Source organism: Nostoc punctiforme PCC 73102, assembly GCF_000020025.1.
Lineage (GTDB): Bacteria > Cyanobacteriota > Cyanobacteriia > Cyanobacteriales > Nostocaceae > Nostoc > Nostoc punctiforme.
This window is the reverse complement of record NC_010628.1, coordinates 8,046,274-8,064,738: the sequence shown is the minus strand read 5'-3', so window position 1 is coordinate 8,064,738 and position 18,465 is coordinate 8,046,274. Positions and strand designations below refer to the sequence as shown.

Here is an 18,465-nt window from a genome sequence, read left to right as displayed (position 1 = left end):
AAACAGAGTAATGTTGAAGGTTTTTGCCGATCGCGGTGGTACATTCACAGATATTGTTACCGTTACTAATAATCAGGCAATTATAGACAGACTCTCAAGACATCCTGAGCGTTTTTTAATTGTGACTCTGCCTAATCAGGAATGGATTATAGTCTACAAAGTGCTTTCAGAAAATCCCGAACAATATCAAGATGCAGCCATCCAAGGAATTCGAGATATTATGGGTATTTCTAGCAATGAACCCATTCCTACTGAAGCGATAGAAGTAGTAAAAATGGGGACAACAGTAGCAACAAATGCGCTGTTAGAGAGGAAAGGTGACAGAGTTGTTCTTATCATCACCAAAGGGTTTAAAGATGCACTGCGAATTGGCTACCAGAACCGTCCTAACATCTTTGCCCGTCATATTGTTTTACCAACCATGCTTTATGAGCAGGTGATTGAGATTGATGAACGTTATGATGCTTATGGGAATGAATTAACCCCTGTAAATATTCAACAAGCCGAAAATGACTTGCAAGCAGTTTACAACACAGGAATTCGGAGTTGTGCTATTGTTTTTATGCACAGCGATCGCTATCCCAAACACGAACAACAAATCGCCCAAATCGCCCAAGAAATCGGCTTTACACAAATATCTGTATCTCATCAAGTTAGTCCGTTAATGAAATTAGTTAGCCGAGGAGATACAACAGTAGTTGATGCTTATTTAACTCCGATTTTACGCCGCTATGTCAACCAAGTAGCGAGTCAGTTACCTGGAGTCAAATTAATGTTTATGAAATCTGACGGCGGTTTAGTCGCAGCCGAACAATTTCAAGGCAAAGATAGTATTTTGAGTGGCCCGGCTGGCGGTATTGTCGGTGCAGTTCAAACTAGTAAAAGAGCCGGTTTTGACTCAGTTATCACCTTTGATATGGGAGGAACAAGTACAGATGTTGCCCACTTTAAAGGAGAGTATGAACGACAACTAGATTCAGAAATTGCTGGGGCGCGGATGCGAGTTCCCGTATTAGCAATTAATACCATTGCGGCTGGAGGCGGTTCAATTCTCTCTTTTGATGGTTCTAGTTATCGTGTTGGCCCTCAATCTGCTGGTTCAAATCCTGGGCCTGCTTGTTACCGACGCGGGGGGCCATTAACGATTACAGATGCCAATGTAATGTTAGGCAAAATCTATCCACAATATTTTCCCTCGGTTTTTGGAATTGATGGCAATTTACCTTTAGATAAAGATACTGTCATTCAGCAATTTACCCAATTAGCTCAAGATATTCAAAGCGCTACATTAAATCATTGTACTCCCGAACAGGTAGCGGCTGGATTTATTGCGATCGCAGTAGAAAATATGGCAAACGCAATTAAAAAAATCAGTCTACAACGAGGTTATGATGTTACCCAATATGTGCTTTGTTGTTTTGGCGGCGCAGGCGGGCAAGTTGCTTGTTTAATTGCCGATACCTTGGGCATGAAAAAGATATTTCTTCACCCTTATGCTGGTGTTTTCTCCGCCTATGGAATGGGATTAGCAGATGTCAGGGCGATTAGAGAAGGAGGAGTAGAACAGCCTTTAATCCAAGCATTAATCCCTAAATTACACCAGTTAATGGAATATTTAGAAACTCAAGCTAGAAGTGAAATAAATGAAGCGCGTAGTCAAGTAGAAATAGTCAAAAAAGTAAATTTAAAATATGAAGGAACTAACTCTACTTTAACCGTTAATTTTGCCGATGATGTGGTACTAATGCGGCAAGAATTTGAGGATGAACATAAATCCCGCTATGGTTTCATTCAATTAGAGAAAACTTTAATTGTTGAATCAGCTTCAGTAGAAGTAATTCAGAAAATGGAGACTCCCGAAGAACCCTTAATTACTCGTACACGTTCTATAGTTGAAGCCCCCGAAGCAGTTGAGATAGTAAGGATGTTTACTGCTGATAGATGGCATGATACGCCTGTTTACCGGCGAGAAGATTTGCAACCAGAAGATAGTATTAATGGGCCTGCGATCGTTGTAGAAAAAATTAGCACAATTGTAGTGGAACCTCATTGGCAAGCAAGATTAACTGAATGTAATCATTTAATTTTACAGCGCCTATAAACTGCTTATACAGCAAGGATTTGTGGTATCCAGGTTAAAAAACAGCGATTACCTTTCTGCTCCGTAACTTTTGCACCTAGCCTATCATAAAAATTAAGTCCGCGACTGTTGCGAACATCAGCATTCCACGCAAAATGGGTGCAGTCATTGTCCTTTGCAACTTGAGCTAAATAACTCATTAACGCGGCTCCTGCTCCCTGACTTCTCATATCTTCGTCCACATACAAATCATCAAGCCAAATACTCGGTTGCCCTATAAAAGATGAGTATCTAAATCCATATAAAGCAAACCCAACTACACACTCTGAGATTTCTGCAAATAAAACATAAGAAAAAGGTACTGTTCCAAAAATTGTTTTACGTATCTTATCTTCAGTAACTTGAAGTACACCAGAGTAAGCACCAATGTTTCTATCAAACTCAGACTTTTTTTGGATAAAGGAAAAAATTAGTAATACGTCATCAGGTGTAGCAGGCCGAATCTTCATTAAACTACTTTAATCACTTTAGTAGATAATTTTAGCAAAGAATAAGAATCAAACATGTACACAACAACGCAACCAGATCCAGTCCGCTTAGAAATATTCAAAAATCTCTATCAATTTATCGCCGAACAAATGGGAATTGTTCTCCAAAATACAGCAACGTCTGTGAATATCAAAGAAAGGTTAGATTTTTCCTGTGCTATTTTTGACTCATCGGGATTATTAGTAGCAAATGCCCCTCATATTCCCGTACATTTAGGTTCTATGAGCGAAAGTGTTCGCAGTTTAATTAATGATAAAGGTGACACCCTAAAACCAGGAAATGTCTATCTATCTAATAACCCTTATAACGGCGGAACCCACCTTCCTGATGTCACTGCAATTACTTCTCTTTTTCTAGAGAATTGTGAAAATACTTCATTCCCCACTCCCCTATTTTTTGTTGCTTCTCGTGGACATCAAGCAGATATCGGTGGAATTACCCCTGGTTCAATGCCTCCTCACAGTACCGCAGTAGAAGAAGAAGGAATTCTTTTTGATAATTTTCTCTTGGTTGAAGATGGCAATTTCCAAGAAACCGCGCTAAGACAGCATCTTTCAAATCATATTTATCCTGCTCGTAGCCCTGACCAAAATATTGCTGATTTTAAGGCACAAATTGCTGCAAATAAACGGGGAAGACAAGAGCTTTATAAAATGATTTCACAATATGGAATTGAGACTGTTCAAGCTTATATGAAGTTTGTGCAAGCTAATGCTGAGGAGTCAGTCAGAAAGGCTATCAATCTTCTCAAAGATGGCTCATTTAGTTATGAGATGGATAATGGGGCAAGAATTAAAGTAAAAGTGACAATTCATCAAGAAAGCCGCAGTGCTACTATTGATTTTACTGGAACTTCTGAGCAGCTAAATAGTAATTTCAATGCTCCGAAAGCTGTAACTCAAGCCGCAGTTTTATATGTATTTCGGACTTTGGTTGATGATAATATTCCTCTGAATGCCGGGTGTCTTAACCCTCTAGAAATTATTATTCCGGTTGGCTGTATGCTGAATCCAACTTATCCAGCAGCAGTGGTAGCGGGTAATGTAGAAACTTCTCAAACCATTGTCGATGCTTTATATGGCGCTTTAGGTGTCATGGCTGCTTCTCAAGGAACGATGAATAATTTTACTTTTGGTAATGAGCAATATCAATATTATGAAACCATTTGCGGCGGCTCTGGGGCAGGAATTGATTTTGATGGAACTGATGGTGTTCATTCTCACATGACTAACTCTCGTTTGACCGATCCAGAAGTTTTAGAAACTCGCTATCCTGTACTTTTAGAAAGCTTTAGCCTACGTCCCGATAGCGGTGGTAAAGGAAAATATTCTGGTGGTAATGGAGTTATCCGCCGCATCCGTTTTTTAGAACCCATGACAGCTAATATTCTTTCTGGACATCGATTTATTCCTCCCTTTGGATTAAATGGTGGGCAAGCCGGAATTGTTGGACGAAACTGGATACAACGTCAGAATGGAATTGAAGAAAATTTAGACAGCACAGCAACAGTAGAGATGAAACCTGGGGATGTTTTTGTGATAGAAACTCCTGGAGGAGGCGGATTTGGTAAAGTCTCTTAGTACCAGTATTTTCCTGAATTGAAAGTTTCCAAATGTCATCGCTTGTTCTGAACTGTCTATTTGTCATATTGATTGGCAAAAGATTTTATCTGTAATAACACTTATCAATCCAAATTCGCATTTCTTCTTCAGAACCAAAACAGGCAGAGCTTCCTGTCATCGGATCGTAGGCGTGCCAAGAGGAAATGTTACCACGCCAGTCTGATTCGTGCCACACTTGGAGGTCAGAACCACTAGCCATCCAGATGACAAAATGTTGCCAATATTTTTGTAAATTTAACAAAAAATTAAATTTATTCATAATGGAAGCACCTGATAAACAGTGAACTGTTACTCTTACTTTCACGTAATACTTTTCAACTGAGAAGGTACAGTTTTGGACAATTTGATCTAGTACAGTTAAGCCGCATTACAACTGGTATAGTAAAAAAACTCTCAACTGTACTAGGTAAACTTGGTAGAAATAGTTTATATTGCCAGTATTGATGATTATTTAGTCATTGACGAGTGCGCCAAAATGAAAATTTTGTTAGAAAGACAGTCACCCAAACCGATTTATTTACAGATCCGCGATCGCATCAGTCATCTGATTAAATATGGCGCACTCAAAAGTGGCGATCGCCTCCCTTCTATCCGCTCTCTGGCAGAAAGTTTACAAGTTAACAAACTCACGATTATTGAAGCGTATAACGTTTTAGAAGCAGATGGTATTGTTTCTGCTCGTCAAGGTTCAGGATATTTTGCCAGCAGCATTTCTCCTAAAAGCACCAACCTAGAATCTAAATTTGCTCCAGCCCAAAATGTCATAATTACAAAACCAGGAAAGTGTTCTTTTTATGAGATGTATACTCCACTGGTGCAAGCACAAACACAGCCAGGAATGATTAATTTTGGTTACGGTTATCCTCATCCACCAAAAGATATTAACCTGATTGCTAGACGAGCATTAAGACAAGATGATGCTGATATTTTTTTTCCTCATGAAATGCCTCAAGGACAACTAACTCTGTGCAGACAAATTGCTCAGATGCTAGTACATCAAGGATTAGAGGTTTTTCCCGAAGATTTAATTATTACTAATGGCTCTCAGCAAGGGTTGTCATTAGCGATGAATTATTATGTACAACCTGGCGATTGGGTGATTGTGGAAGCTCCCACTTATTATGGTGCAATTTCTATCTTAGAAAACTTAGGAGCCAAGATTATTGGCATTCCGATGACTGCGGAGGGAATGAATTTAGATTTATTAGAGCAATATCTCCACAGCCACCGCCCGAAATTAATTTATACGATTAGTACCTTTCACAATCCGACAGGATTGACGACAACACAAAATCATCGTCAAGAATTACTAGCATTAGCAGAAAAATATGAGTGCCCTATTTTAGAAGATAATGCTTATGAAGGAATAAATTTTGATGCTGTACCAGCGCCAATTAAAGCTTTAGATAAAAATAACTTGGTCACTTATTTAAGCACCTTTTCTAAAACTTTAATGCCTGGTTTACGAGTGGGCTATATGGTAGTTACAGGTAAGCATTATCAAGCAATTATTGAGCAGAAGTTGCTCCATGACTTGCACACATCCAGTATTTCGCAAACAATAGTTAGCGAATATCTCGCTTCAGGACATTACCGCCGTCACCTCAGCCGACTTCGCACAGATAATCTGCAAAGTCGTAATATAATGCTGCAAGCTTTGGAGCGTTATTTCCCTGAAGAGATCCGGTGGACAGTTCCGACGGGAGGATTATTTCTTTGGGTACAATTACCAGATGATATTCCGATTGGGACAATTCGTAACGAAGCTTTTGCAGAAAATGTCTACCTGGCGTGCGGTTCGGCTTTTTTTCCCGATAAGCAAGGTTATCCGGCGATGCGTTTAACTTTTTGTCTCTCACCAGAGGAGATTGAACAAGGTATTTCGATTGTGGGTAGGTTGCTGAAAAAGTATATTTCCAGAGGATGCGTAGATACAGAGCCGCTTGTTGTCAAACATCATAGGTTTGAGATAAAGTTGCACACGGCGTTAGGTTAGCAGAAGATATCCTAATGTACTTCGCCATTGAAGCCGGAAACGCTTATTTGCTAATATTTCCAGTGCAACAACATTAAAACAGGGCAACTTCTCATCACCATGCCAACATCTACAATTGACGATAAAGACGCAGCAGCAATCCAAGCTGCCAGAGTTGGGGTTGCAATATGCGATCGCACCGCCTGGGGACGCATCAAAGTGGCTGGCGACGATCGCCTCAATTTCTTACACAACCAAAGTACTAACAATTTCCAAATACTCAAGCCAGGACAAGGTTGTGATACGGTTTTCGTCACCTCCACAGCTAGAACAATTGATTTAGCAACCGCCTACGTTAGAGAAGATGCGGTAATCCTGCTAGTTTCACCCAACCGCCGCCAATATCTCATGGAATGGCTGGATAAATATATTTTCTATGCCGATAAGGTGGAATTATCTGATATTACAGAATACACCAACACCTTCAGCCTGATTGGCCCAGGAAGCGACGCTGTTTTAGAAAAATTGGGTATTGGCGAACTCATCGGCCAACCTTACGGTAATCACCAAGTATACACGATCGCTCCGGCTGAGGGGGTGCGGATTGCTGTGGGTAGTGGGTTAGCGGCTCCCGGATACACCTTCACTTTTCCTTATACTGACAAATCTTCGGTGTGGAACAAATTGTTAGAAGCTGGGGCGGTAGAGATGAGCGATCGCGCCTGGGATGCCTTACGAATATTACAAGGTCGTCCCGCCCCAGATGCTGAACTCACAGATGATTACAATCCTCTAGAAGTTGGTTTATGGCAGACAATTTCTTTTACTAAAGGTTGCTATATTGGGCAAGAAACCATTGCTCGGTTAAATACATATAAAGGTGTAAAACAACACCTTTTGGGTATCCGCCTCAGTGCCCCTGTGGAAGTTGGAAGTGCGATCGCAGTGGGAGATGAAAAGGTTGGCAAACTTACCAGTTACACAGAAACGGCTGATGGTTATTTTGGACTAGGTTACATTCGCACCAAAGCTGGTGGCGTAGGCTTAAAAGTCAAAGTGGGAGAAACTGAGGGTGAAGTCATAGAAATCCCCTTTGTTTCTCACGAGTACCCATAAGTAATTCAAGTCAAAATATCTTCTTCTTTATTTCTAGCGCCGTAACAAAATTCATCTACCCAAGAAGCTAAACTACGGGCATTAGTGGTTGGTAAATTCACTTTGTTTTTAACATTTTGTGGTTGAATATTCGGTTGCTTGCCGTTACTTTTAACCTCAGTAGTAATTGCTAGCGATCGCACTGGTTTACCACTACTGTTAATCTCAGTGGTAATTGCCAGCAATGCCCCTACAGGGATTCGGACAGATGGCGCGTTGCTTTTAACCTCGGTGGCTAATGCCACAGATGGCATAGTTTTGGCTTTGCTGTTGGCTTCAGCAATCATTGTCAGCGATGTTCCTGAAGGAAAACGTTCAAGGGGCGATGTCTGACGAGAAGCTGCAAAGTCGCTACGTACTGATTGATATTCGTTCAAGAAACCCGATAATGGCGTTTTCACCGGAGTATCTGGAGCAATTTTAGTAGCAAATGCAACTACTAACTCAGGTTTACGGGTGCGATCTACCTCTGTGGTAGCCGTAAATAATGGCGCAAGGCGATCGGCGCGTGACAAGTTGGAGTCTAAAGTCTTGGCAAGAGAACTAGGCACAATTTTGCTAGCAGTTACAACCGATGACAGATGTTTATCCTCAGAATGCTTCTCGTCTGGCGACTCGATTTCAGCTTGGCATATAGCCATAGAATGCTCTGATTTTATTAAACGTAACTCTTCATCAGGATTGAAGTTAAGACCTAAAGCGGCAACTATTTTATCTGGATCGTTATTCAGATCCAGCATAAAAGCAAGTATTTCATCAAACTGGGGTTCTAAAACAGACAGTGTTGCCAAAATAAAACCGGACAAAGGACGGCGCAGACCATCGTAAGTGCCCCAAATTCGCATTTTGACCAGCCAAGAAATATTTTGCTCGTAGTAGATCAGCCAGTTTTGTTTTAAGGATTGACGCAGCTGTTGGATATTCATTGGATGCCTCGCTTCAGTCAACAAGATTACAGAGCCTGATATTGAAAATTTAGCTTTATTTCTGGGGATGAAACCGATAATAGAGCATCTGTTTGACTCTTTGACCACCTAGCAAATGATTTTCTATCAGTAGAGATACTTCATGGGGTTTAACGCCGCTATACCAGACCATATCGGGTAATACCAGCACCATTGGCCCATTGCCACATTGCCCCAAACAGCTGCTAGCCGTTACTGTTACATCAGGAATTGGCAAAGCTGTAAAAGCTGCAAAAACCTTGGCTGCACCTTGCTTTTTGCAGGTGCGATTTTGACAAACCCGCACACATCTAGAAGAAGAAGGTTGGTCTATTATCGGAAAGTTTGATGGTTGAGTTATGTTTGACATTTTTTAACGAACCACAGAGGCGCAGAGGACACACAGGAAAGGAGAGGCAGGGGAGGCAGAGGAAGAACTATTGATTCATGCCCAATTCCCAATTCCCCATTAACTAATCTATTGAAAGTCCTTTTGAAGCTAGCCATTCAGGGTTGAATATCCGCGACTGATACCGTGAACCACTATCACACAAGATGGTGACAATGGTATGTCCTGGGCCCAATTGCTTCGCTAGAGCAACAGCTGCGCCAACATTAATCCCCGTTGAGCCGCCCATTAGCAGCCCATCTTTCCTTAGCAGTTGGTAAACTACTCGTAAAGCTTCTTTGTCATCGATTTGGATGGCATCATCAGCAGGTGCGCCTTCCATATTGGCTGTGACACGACCATTTCCGATACCTTCGGTGATGGAATTTCCTTTTATATTGATTTCGCCGGTTTTGACATAGCTATAAAGTGCGCTACCCAGTGGATCGGCAACAACGCATTTGATTCCTGGATTTTGTTCTTTTAAGTACAACGCCACACCAGCATAAGTACCACCAGTACCAGTTGAAGCTGTCCATGCATCTATTTTACCATCTGTCTGTTTCCAAATTTCTGGCCCTGTGGTTTCGTAGTGGGCGTGGCGATTGGCTAGGTTATCAAACTGATTCGCCCAAATAGCATTTTCCAACTCAGCAGCGACTCTTCCAGATAGCTTGACGTAGTTATTTGGGTCTTTGTAGGGTACGGCAGGAACGCGACGGACTTCTGCGCCTAATGCGATCAGTGCGTCTATTTTTTCTTGTGATTGGGTATCGGGAATAATAATTAGGCATTTGTAGCCTTTGGCGTTGCAAATATGCGCCAGTCCAATGCCAGTATTACCAGCAGTTCCTTCTACAACCGTACCACCGGGTTTGAGTAAACCTTTCTTTTCTGCATCTTCGATGATGTAAAGTGCGGCGCGGTCTTTGACGGAACCGCCAGGATTGAGAAATTCAGCTTTTGCGAGGATTTCACACCCTGTTTCTTCACTGAAGCTGTTTAAGCGAATCAGGGGTGTGTTGCCAACAGCGCCGACGAAGCCATTTTTAATATCCATTTTGACTATACCTGTGTGAGTATCTATAAAAATTTTGGCTTATAGCGGTGGCATGATTTACATCTAATTTGCCTAAAATTCTATTTTGAGGAAGAAAACGCGATTCATCGCGTCTCTATAAATCCCTGGATTGCGGAAAGATCAGACGCGATGCAATACAGTTCAGATAAGACCCAAACACTTGTAAGTTGTTAAACCAGATTTTTGCCCTCAAAGCAACCCTAGCTCATTCCGGATTTATCCCATTGTCTTCCTTAAACACCTCTATTAGCTTTACCAGCGCTTATTGAGAAGTTACGAAAGCTGCTTAAAAATTTTTATACCTTGATTCCGGTTTTCATCGATTTGTTGCTGCAATTCACACTATTTTTGTAACATCGCCTAATCAAGAAAATTTCAGACTTTTTATAGATAACCATATCTATAAAAAGAAGGAGTAGCTACTCCAATGAAAAATATAAAAGTTAAGATACATTGTTGGTTCGCCACAATGACTTCCATGAGAATTTCAATTAGGTTTTGAATGGTCTGGAGCATTAAAATTCCAGATTTTGATCGCTCCAAATTTGTATTTCAGATCGGTACAGTTTGTAACAGGTAATGAATAAAACTGAGGTAATTATGTCGGATCAAATTAACATATGTGAGTTGCTGACAGAACTATCCACAAACGAACAGCAGCTTCTATCTGGTGGTTATAGTTATGGTCACGGAGGTTATGGTCACGGGGGTTATGGTCACGGGGGTTATGGTCACGGAGGTTATGGTCACGGGGGCTATGGTCACGAGGGTTATGGTCACGGGGGTTATGGTCACGGGGGTTATGGTCACGGGGGTTATGGTCACGGGGGTTATGGTCACGGGGGTTATGGTCACGGGGGTTATGGTCACGGGGGTTATGATCACGGGGGTTATGATCACGGGGGTCCCTGGGATTCTGATGATGATTAATAAAAGTAAAGCCATAGCAGAGCGTCTGCCACTGCCTGCCACCAGTTGAGCATAGCGGCGGGAAAAGCCAGGTAATTTTATGGTTACAGCCTTGCTAATGATTCGTGATTGCCTGACAGCCTCCTGTTTGTTCGGGCGCAATGTAAAAAAGTGGGCGTTGCATAATTGAAGTATGAATTTGAGCGATTGCCCAAATGGCAGTTGCAAAGGCAACCGCTCGAATCTGGCTCTCCTTACCAAGGCTATGGTGTACGCATAACTAAGTAGTACTACATAGTAAAGCTCCGAAAAATAAGTGTCGTTTAATACATTAACTATGCATCGCTCTAAATGCAACTCGAAAAACATCGACATTGAGCAGGAACTAGCAGACGATTGCGCTCCCGGCGTACCCGCCGCCAAGAGCGATCGCCCTCACCCACCTAGATAAACATCGTCAAATGATGCCACAACGTATGCTAATAGGGAGCAACGCAATTTTGTGAGGTCGGATAAAAAAGGTGCGATGCCTACGGCGGGCTACGCCTACGCTAATCAATATATTTAAGTAAAATATAAATATTTATACATTTAAAGCAGTATTAATACTTGCAAAAATTTTTGTTCTATTGTACTAGAGTTTAGTGGGTCATGAACTTTCAATTCATGACCCACTAAACTCCAGAATGACAGATGTATATTTAATTTTGCACTACTACTTAGAGAAAGCATTTATCGCGTCTCTCTTTAATAGATGTATTTCAAAATTAAAATATTAGTTTTATATGTTTGTTCAGAACACAAGCCCATTCGTTCAGAACACAAGCCCATCCGTTCAGAACACAAGCCCATTCGTTCAGAATACAAGCCCGTTCGTTCAGAACATAAGCCCGTTTGTTCAGAACACAAGCCCGTTCGTTCAGAACATAAGCCCGTTTGTTCAGAACACAAGTCTTTTTGTTCAGAACGCTTGTTAAGTGGTGTGGCGTTGAAGTATGGCAAAGACAGCCGGGAATACGAGATGACAGGCGGGGTACGCAAGAGTGATGCCTGCGGTGGTCACTGAGCTTGCCGTACCACTTCGTGGAAGCAAGCTACGCGGAGCGTCTCGTAGAGAAGTGCGGGCTACGCCTACGCATTCGTAAAGCCACCATTACCCGGTTAAAATCGACCGCAGACTCAAAAGCAGGTTCTAAACAGACGGCGTAACTGGCAAAAGTTAGGCATCATTTACAGTGAATAATGCCCATTGCGATCATGCGATCGCACCTTAGTAGTTCGGTGCTTCGCTTTGGTTCCAATACGGTTCGGTTAAGGCTCAAACTCTTTGTTAAAGTCAATTTTTTACGTAGACGCATTAGCGAAGCGGTAGCGACGTTCGCGCAGCGTCTCGCAGAGAAGGAGCGTCAGGCTACCACAGAGACGCAGAGCAAACAGAGAAAAGAAAAAAATGCTTAACTGAACTGTATTGGCTTTAGTTCTGGGAAGCAGGTGCATTTTGTAGTGGCTAACTACAGCTTCAATTTAGCAGGCAATTAAAATAGTAATTTTACTGGGGTTTTTAAAGATTTACGTAAGTTAGGATACAGCATGATTAGCGAGTAAATGCTGACATCTTTTCATTGTCTTAGACGGAGTGGATACCGATGACATCTGAAAGCGATCGCCAAAAAGAACTTGAACTCCGGGAATGTTTACTACGAGAACGAGAAGTTGAATTGCGACTCCGGGAAATGGAAACTAGCCTCCATACTACCAATGCAGCTTTTCATCAAACTGTGAAGCATCAGCCAGAAAATTCTCAGAAACCTTGGATGCAAAAAGTGATTCTGGGTGGAAAGCTGTTTGCTCTTGGTGTAGTAACACTAGTTGCAGTGAGAATAGCCTCAGTGTTGGCTGGGTTTATTATTGTTGCGGCGCTGGGATGGATGTCTTACAAATTATTTTTGGAATCTAAAAAAACCAATCTTTAATTAAGGTGTAAATATTATGGTGAATCAAGTAGCAACTGACAGATTTATCCAAGATTTAGAGCGGGTTGCTCAAGTGCGATCGGAAATGTCTGTATGTTTGAATAAACTGGCTGAAACAATTAATAAGGCTGAGTTAGCTGGGGACTCCTCATCAGGAAAACTCAGTTTAGAGCGAGATATTGAAGATATTACAATAGCGAGTAAAAACCTCCAACAAGGTGTATTTCGCCTTTTAGTATTAGGCGATATGAAGCGGGGAAAAAGTACTTTTCTTAACGCCTTAATTGGTGAAAACTTATTACCAAGCGATGTTAACCCTTGTACCGCAGTGTTAACAGTTTTACGTTATGGACCAGAAAAGAAAGTTACCATTCATTTTAATGATGGAAAAAGCCCCCAACAGCTAGATTTTCAGAACTTTAAATATAAATATACTATTGATCCGGCTGAAGCTAAAAAACTAGAGCAAGAGAAAAAACAAGCCTTTCCCGATGTTGATTATGCAGTAGTTGAGTATCCCTTAACGCTACTACAAAAGGGAATCGAAATTGTCGATAGTCCAGGATTGAATGATACAGAAGCGCGAAACGAATTATCTTTGGGTTATGTAAATAACTGCCATGCAATTCTGTTTGTGATGAGAGCTTCTCAACCTTGTACCTTGGGTGAGCGTCGCTACCTAGAAAATTATATCAAAGGTCGGGGATTAACAGTTTTCTTTTTAGTTAATGCTTGGGATCAGGTGCGAGAATCATTGATCGATCCTGATGATGTCGAAGAATTACAAGCATCTGAGAATAGATTGCGGCAAGTATTTAACGCAAATTTAGCAGAATATTGTACTGTAGAAGGTCAGAATATTTATGACGAACGGGTATTTGAGCTTTCGTCGATTCAAGCACTCAGACGACGGTTGAAGAACCCGCAAGCTGATTTAGATGGGACTGGCTTTCCGAAGTTTATGGATTCGCTTAATACTTTTCTTACCAGAGAACGTGCGATCGCAGAACTTCGTCAAGTCAGAACCTTGGCAAGACTTGCCTGCAATCATACCCGCGAAGCAGTTGCAAGACGTATACCATTACTTGAGCAAGATGTAAATGAATTAAAAAAACGGATTGATTCAGTGGAACCTGAGTTTAACAAACTCACAGGTATTCGGGATGAATTCCAAAAAGAAATTATCAATACAAGAGATACTCAAGCAAGAACGATTTCTGAATCTTTCCGCAGTTACGTTTTAAACTTAGGTAATACCTTTGAAAACGACTTCTTACGCTATCAACCAGAATTAAATTTGTTTGATTTTCTCAGTAGTGGTAAACGAGAAGCATTTAACGCCGCACTGCAAAAAGCCTTTGAGCAATATATTACCGACAAATCTGCGGCTTGGACATTAACTGCTGAAAAAGATATTAACGCAGCTTTTAAAGAACTTTCTCGCAGTGCATCACAATATGGTGCATCTTACAATCAAATCACAGACCAAATTACAGAAAAGCTCACCGGAAAAGACGTAAAGGTACATACCACTACTACTGCTGAAGAAGATAACTCTCCCGGCTGGGCAAAATGGGCAATGGGATTGTTATCACTGTCTAAAGGAAATCTTGCTGGTTTCGCACTAGCCGGTGCCGGATTCGATTGGAAAAATATTTTGTTAAACTACTTCACTGTAATTGGTATTGGCGGGATAATTACAGCAGTGACGGGTATTTTGCTTGGTCCAATCGGATTTGCGTTGCTAGGCTTGGGAGTAGGATTTTTGCAAGCAGATCAAGCACGTAGGGAGTTAGTTAAAACGGCGAAGAAAGAATTAGTTAAACACTTACCACAAGTGGCACACGAGCAATCTCAGGTTGTATATAATGCCGTAAAAGAGTGTTTTGACTCTTACGAAAGAGAAGTGAGTAAGCGGATTAACGATGATATTGTATCTCGCAAATCCGAATTAGATAATTTAGTCAAACAGAAACAAACCCGTGAAATCAATCGTGAGAGTGAGTTCAATCGTTTAAAAAACTTACAGGAAGATGTAATAGCTCAGTTGCAAAAAATCGAGGCGGCGTATAGCAATTTATTAGCTTACTATAGCTAATAACAGTTTATTACTCTCATTCTTAGATAGAAGCTAGAAATGTTTATAGGGAGGCTCTGAACTATGCCTCCCATAACTATAAGTCAATACGATTCATTTAAATGTTTCTTTTCTTCGCGTTCTTTGCGGTTCGTTAAAATAATTGACTTTGGCAATTAGGAACGAACTGCAAAGGGTGCAAAGGACACAAAGAAAGAAAGAAAGAAAGAAAGAAAGGAAATTTGGCGCAACCTAACAAAAAATAATGGTGTCAGAAGTTTAGTCTTAATAAGCTTGCCTATAAACTAATACGGTTCAGTTAAGCATTTTTTTCTTCTCTCTGTTCCCTCTGCGCCTCTGCGGTTCGTTAAAAAATTTGACCTTGATAAAGAAAGAGTTTTAACCTTAACTGAACCGTATTAGCCTATAAACGATAAATTGCTCACTACGAACTAAAATTTTATTATATGTTTAATTATGCCTAATAATGTGAGATGTTAGCCTCAACGATATGTATGACTAGCTAGAAGCTGAGAACGAGAACTATGCAACAACAGTATGCAGGTTATAAGGATTTAGCAGATTCTCTGAAATCTGCATCTGGTTTACTTAATTTAGAACGCAAATCACAATTGCATCAAGATATAATTACCATTTGCAATCATCTAGTTAATCCTAGTTTTCGCATTGCGGTATTTGGCCCCTTTAATCATGGCAAGTCCACCTTACTGAATGCCATGCTAGGAAATCGCACCTTACCAATTGATTTAATCCCCACCACAGGCGCATCGATTACTGTCAAGTATGGCTCTGATGTGCGGACTCGTATCATGTTGGTAGATGGTACAGAAATCTATCGCAGTGGCACAGAAATTCTACAACAATTTGCAATTCTTGATGGTAATAGGCAGATGCGAAAAGATGTAGCATCTGTGGAAGTTTTTTGTCCGCATCCCTTCTTAGAAACAGGAGTAGAATTTCTTGATTTACCGGGAACAAATGATAGAGATGAACAAGATAATTTAGTCAAAGAACAGCTTTTAGGTGCAGATTTAGTTATTCAACTATTAGATGCACGGAAGTTAATGACTTTAGGTGAACGAGAAAATTTGCGAGATTGGCTATTAGATCGCGGTATTAAAACAGTTATATTTGTTGCTAATTTTCTGAACTTGCTAGAACCCGACGAGCAAAAACAAGTCCAAAATCGCCTGCTGTTTGTTGCAGAAAGCTTTCGAGCCGAATTACCTCCAGGTTTTAGTAATTTATATCGTGTTGATGCTTTACCTGCTTTAAGAGCTAGATTGAAAGGTGATGTTGCGGCTGCCAATAGTAGCGGGTTAGCGGCTTTTGAAACAGCTTTGCAAAATATTGTAGGGATTTTGCAACCAAATCGTGGTAGTGTGCGTTTACCAAGAGTGCAAGCGATCGCTTCTCAAATCCAACTATCATTAAAAGCTAAAATTGACCCGATTGCTCTTGAAATAAAATCCTTTGATGATAAACAAAATAGTAAAGTTGAAATTAAACAAAAAGCAGCTAACTTAATTTATAAAGGTTTCACTACCAGCATCGAAGAATTACGCGATTGGCTAGAATTACCCAAGCTACTCACCAAATATCAACCTGATGCGGCAGTTGCATTGGCAGAAAATAAATTTAAAGATTGGCAAACAAATACTCTTAAAAAAGACCTAAATAAATTACAATTAGCTGCTGTGAAATGGCTTTATCAAGCTTACGAGTTTTTCCAAGAAGAACGACCGCAAGATTTATTAATTCCTTTTCCTAGCGAACCACAAGTAATACTACCCCCAAAGCCAAATAATAATGATGATTTGAGTGAACCTGGTTCTATTGCTGTTGGTGGTGGTATTGGTTGGTTGTTAGGCGGTCCAGTTGGGGCTGCTGTCGTCGGAAGTATTTCTTATTTATTAAACAAGAATATCCAAAAACAAGACGAGCAATTAGCAAAGGAATCTTATCATCAGGAAGTTGCTAAACTTTGTATAACTGCAATTGAAGATTATTTTTCTAGTTTTAGCAACCAAGGGTTATCCATTTTGGCTGAATACGAACGGCAAGCGGAAAAAGTAATTTGCTTTCAATTCAGCCAAGAACCAGGAGAAATTACTAATAAACGTGAAGGTTTGCAGCAATTACAAAATGCTTTTAATCGGTTGCTACGAGAGTTAGAAAAAGCCAAAATCCTCTCAAATCATCAACCTTATAAAGAAATACCAAAATACACAAATACCAATAGAAAATATTCACCACAGCCAGAAAGAGTTAAACTTTCCCCTGAGAAAGATCCTGTTATTAAGCAACAACAGGAAAAGACTGCTAAAAATAGTGGCACAAGGGTAGAATTTGTTTCTCCACCACCATCGCCAAAAGCTTCTCCGTCTCCGCGTCCAGAAGAAGTGGAGGCGAAATTTCGTGATTGGGAACTCAATGAAGAAATAGCGCGAATGAAAGCAGAGATGCAATCGCCTAGTTCTCAAACTAGCAAACAGCAAAATTCAACTCAAAGCAATAAAGCACCCAGCCAAACAAAAACCCAAACGGAAAAAGATAAAATTACCCGCGCCTACGGCATTTTAGGATTGCAAACAAATGCTTCTCAGGCTGAGGTAAAGCAGGCTTATCGAACTTTAGTAAAAAAATGGCATCCAGATTTGTTTGTAAATCAGCCGCAACTGCTCAAACAAGCACAAGAGAAAATGCACTTAGTTAATGATGCTTACACAATTTTGAGTGATAAATAAACAACAAGATACTGGACTTATTTAATTAAGTGAGATTTCATGCTAATTTCATTTCTGGCTGTAAAACTAAGAAGTAAATATAGAATTAGGAAACTGTTAGGTGAGATTTATGCAACTGGTATCTTTGAGGAATGGCTTTTTGGCGTTAACCTTTAGTGCGATCGCCTCAGCCAGTGCGTTAATGACAGGTTGTACTAGTACCGCTTCCCAGAACCAAAGCCAAGCAACAAAGGCAACCACCACCAATGCTAATGACAAGCAGATGATGAATCACGGTAGTGGCATGATGAATCACAGCATGGGAATGGATTTAGGCCCAGCCGATGCTAATTTTGATTTACGATTTATCGACGCTATGATACCCCACCATCAAGGGGCTGTGGAAATGGCTAAAGAAGCGCAGCAGAAATCAAAACGTCCTGAAATCAAAAAGCTAGCAGACAATATCATCAAATCGCAAAACCAAGAAATCACTCAGATGAAGCAGTGGCGACAAGCTTGGTATCCCAAGGCGGGAGATAAACCGATGGCTTACAATAGCCAAATGGGTCATACGATGGAAATGTCGTCTGACCAAATGAAAGGCATGATGATGAGTCAAGACTTAGGTGCAGCTGATGCTGAGTTTGATTTGCGCTTTATCAATGGGATGATTCCTCACCACCAAGGGGCTGTAACAATGGGGCAAGATGCCTTAAGTAAGTCTAACCGCCCTGAAATTAAGAAATTAGCCCAAGAAATTGTTAAAGCCCAAGAGATAGAAATTAAACAAATGCAACAGTGGCGAAAAGCCTGGTATAACAAGTAATTCGTAATTCGTAATATCGTTTTTGCGGAGACTTTATAAGTATCTGTGTAAATCTGCAAGTGACCAATATGTATTTGCGGTTGAGAATTCCAGATAGGTGTTTGGTTATTGCTGTTTAGACTAAGAAATGACAAAA

15 protein-coding genes are annotated in these 18,465 nt (G+C 40.6%); 10 read left to right on the top strand and 5 right to left on the bottom strand.

Annotation, left to right across the window (positions count from 1 at the left end):
- The first annotated feature begins 10 nt into the window (after positions 1-10).
- Complete coding sequence (locus NPUN_RS33180) at positions 11-2,101, top strand: hydantoinase/oxoprolinase family protein (RefSeq protein WP_012412721.1); 2,091 nt, start codon at positions 11-13, stop codon at positions 2,099-2,101.
- Positions 2,102-2,106: 5 nt separating this feature from the next.
- Here NPUN_RS33180 and NPUN_RS33175 read toward each other — a convergent pair whose 3' ends face one another.
- Positions 2,107-2,589, bottom strand: coding sequence for a GNAT family N-acetyltransferase (locus tag NPUN_RS33175; RefSeq protein WP_012412720.1), 483 nt, complete (start codon positions 2,587-2,589; stop codon positions 2,107-2,109).
- 54 nt (positions 2,590-2,643) lie between these two features.
- Here NPUN_RS33175 and NPUN_RS33170 point away from each other — a divergent pair, with 54 nt between their 5' ends.
- Positions 2,644-4,209: a hydantoinase B/oxoprolinase family protein gene (locus NPUN_RS33170; RefSeq protein WP_012412719.1), complete on the top strand. Its 1,566-nt coding sequence runs from the start codon at positions 2,644-2,646 to the stop codon at positions 4,207-4,209.
- An 85-nt stretch (positions 4,210-4,294) separates the two neighbouring features.
- On the opposite strand, the gene NPUN_RS33165 is transcribed toward NPUN_RS33170, so the two are convergent.
- On the bottom strand, positions 4,295-4,510 hold the full coding sequence (locus NPUN_RS33165) for a hypothetical protein (RefSeq protein ID WP_041565795.1): 216 nt from the start codon (positions 4,508-4,510) through the stop codon (positions 4,295-4,297).
- Between the two features lie 153 nt (positions 4,511-4,663).
- Between NPUN_RS33165 and NPUN_RS33160 the strand changes: the two genes are divergently transcribed.
- Complete coding sequence (locus tag NPUN_RS33160; RefSeq protein WP_012412718.1) at positions 4,664-6,247, top strand: aminotransferase-like domain-containing protein; 1,584 nt, start codon at positions 4,664-4,666, stop codon at positions 6,245-6,247.
- Between the two features lie 99 nt (positions 6,248-6,346).
- Complete coding sequence (gene ygfZ, locus NPUN_RS33155; RefSeq protein WP_012412717.1) at positions 6,347-7,342, top strand: CAF17-like 4Fe-4S cluster assembly/insertion protein YgfZ; 996 nt, start codon at positions 6,347-6,349, stop codon at positions 7,340-7,342.
- A gap of 5 nt (positions 7,343-7,347) precedes the next feature.
- On the opposite strand, the gene NPUN_RS33150 is transcribed toward ygfZ, so the two are convergent.
- The 3 genes from NPUN_RS33150 to NPUN_RS33140 all read right to left on the bottom strand — a co-directional run bounded on the left by NPUN_RS33150 (position 7,348) and on the right by NPUN_RS33140 (position 9,773).
- The gene (locus tag NPUN_RS33150; RefSeq protein WP_012412716.1) at positions 7,348-8,307 is read right to left on the bottom strand and encodes a DUF5331 domain-containing protein; all 960 of its coding nucleotides are present in this window, start codon (positions 8,305-8,307) and stop codon (positions 7,348-7,350) included.
- Positions 8,308-8,362: 55 nt separating this feature from the next.
- Positions 8,363-8,695, bottom strand: coding sequence for a (2Fe-2S) ferredoxin domain-containing protein (locus NPUN_RS33145; RefSeq protein WP_012412715.1), 333 nt, complete (start codon positions 8,693-8,695; stop codon positions 8,363-8,365).
- Between the two features lie 103 nt (positions 8,696-8,798).
- A complete protein-coding gene (locus tag NPUN_RS33140) occupies positions 8,799-9,773 on the bottom strand; it encodes a cysteine synthase A (protein WP_012412714.1) in 975 nt (324 codons plus the stop codon).
- A 648-nt stretch (positions 9,774-10,421) separates the two neighbouring features.
- Here NPUN_RS33140 and NPUN_RS33135 point away from each other — a divergent pair.
- The 6 genes from NPUN_RS33135 to NPUN_RS33110 all read left to right on the top strand — a co-directional run bounded on the left by NPUN_RS33135 (position 10,422) and on the right by NPUN_RS33110 (position 18,329).
- On the top strand, positions 10,422-10,724 hold the full coding sequence (locus NPUN_RS33135) for a hypothetical protein (protein ID WP_193372251.1): 303 nt from the start codon (positions 10,422-10,424) through the stop codon (positions 10,722-10,724).
- A 1,221-nt stretch (positions 10,725-11,945) separates the two neighbouring features.
- Positions 11,946-12,161, top strand: coding sequence for a hypothetical protein (locus NPUN_RS33130; protein WP_041565793.1), 216 nt, complete (start codon positions 11,946-11,948; stop codon positions 12,159-12,161).
- A 188-nt stretch (positions 12,162-12,349) separates the two neighbouring features.
- Positions 12,350-12,676, top strand: a complete 327-nt coding sequence (locus tag NPUN_RS33125) for a DUF3040 domain-containing protein (RefSeq protein ID WP_012412712.1) — start codon at positions 12,350-12,352, stop codon at positions 12,674-12,676.
- 16 nt (positions 12,677-12,692) lie between these two features.
- Complete coding sequence (locus tag NPUN_RS33120; RefSeq protein ID WP_012412711.1) at positions 12,693-14,774, top strand: dynamin family protein; 2,082 nt, start codon at positions 12,693-12,695, stop codon at positions 14,772-14,774.
- Positions 14,775-15,298: 524 nt separating this feature from the next.
- Positions 15,299-17,521 carry a dynamin family protein gene (locus NPUN_RS33115; protein WP_012412710.1) on the top strand — a complete coding sequence of 741 codons (2,223 nt, stop codon included), beginning with the start codon at positions 15,299-15,301 and terminating at the stop codon, positions 17,519-17,521.
- Between the two features lie 109 nt (positions 17,522-17,630).
- Complete coding sequence (locus NPUN_RS33110; protein WP_012412709.1) at positions 17,631-18,329, top strand: DUF305 domain-containing protein; 699 nt, start codon at positions 17,631-17,633, stop codon at positions 18,327-18,329.
- Positions 18,330-18,465 lie beyond the last annotated feature (136 nt).

Excerpts from the sequence above, each read along its gene's own strand:
- NPUN_RS33115 (WP_012412710.1), top strand. The coding sequence starts at position 15,299 with ATGCAACAACAGTATGCAGGTTATAAGGATTTAGCAGATTCTCTGAAA.
- ygfZ (WP_012412717.1), top strand. The coding sequence starts at position 6,347 with ATGCCAACATCTACAATTGACGATAAAGACGCAGCAGCAATCCAAGCT.
- NPUN_RS33120 (WP_012412711.1), top strand. The coding sequence starts at position 12,693 with ATGGTGAATCAAGTAGCAACTGACAGATTTATCCAAGATTTAGAGCGG.
- NPUN_RS33170 (WP_012412719.1), top strand. The coding sequence starts at position 2,644 with ATGTACACAACAACGCAACCAGATCCAGTCCGCTTAGAAATATTCAAA.
- NPUN_RS33165 (WP_041565795.1), bottom strand. The coding sequence starts at position 4,510 with ATGAATAAATTTAATTTTTTGTTAAATTTACAAAAATATTGGCAACAT.
- NPUN_RS33130 (WP_041565793.1), top strand. The coding sequence starts at position 11,946 with ATGCCCATTGCGATCATGCGATCGCACCTTAGTAGTTCGGTGCTTCGC.
- NPUN_RS33175 (WP_012412720.1), bottom strand. The coding sequence starts at position 2,589 with ATGAAGATTCGGCCTGCTACACCTGATGACGTATTACTAATTTTTTCC.
- NPUN_RS33140 (WP_012412714.1), bottom strand. The coding sequence starts at position 9,773 with ATGGATATTAAAAATGGCTTCGTCGGCGCTGTTGGCAACACACCCCTG.
- NPUN_RS33110 (WP_012412709.1), top strand. The coding sequence starts at position 17,631 with ATGCAACTGGTATCTTTGAGGAATGGCTTTTTGGCGTTAACCTTTAGT.
- NPUN_RS33180 (WP_012412721.1), top strand. The coding sequence starts at position 11 with ATGTTGAAGGTTTTTGCCGATCGCGGTGGTACATTCACAGATATTGTT.
- NPUN_RS33145 (WP_012412715.1), bottom strand. The coding sequence starts at position 8,695 with ATGTCAAACATAACTCAACCATCAAACTTTCCGATAATAGACCAACCT.
- NPUN_RS33150 (WP_012412716.1), bottom strand. The coding sequence starts at position 8,307 with ATGAATATCCAACAGCTGCGTCAATCCTTAAAACAAAACTGGCTGATC.
- NPUN_RS33125 (WP_012412712.1), top strand. The coding sequence starts at position 12,350 with ATGACATCTGAAAGCGATCGCCAAAAAGAACTTGAACTCCGGGAATGT.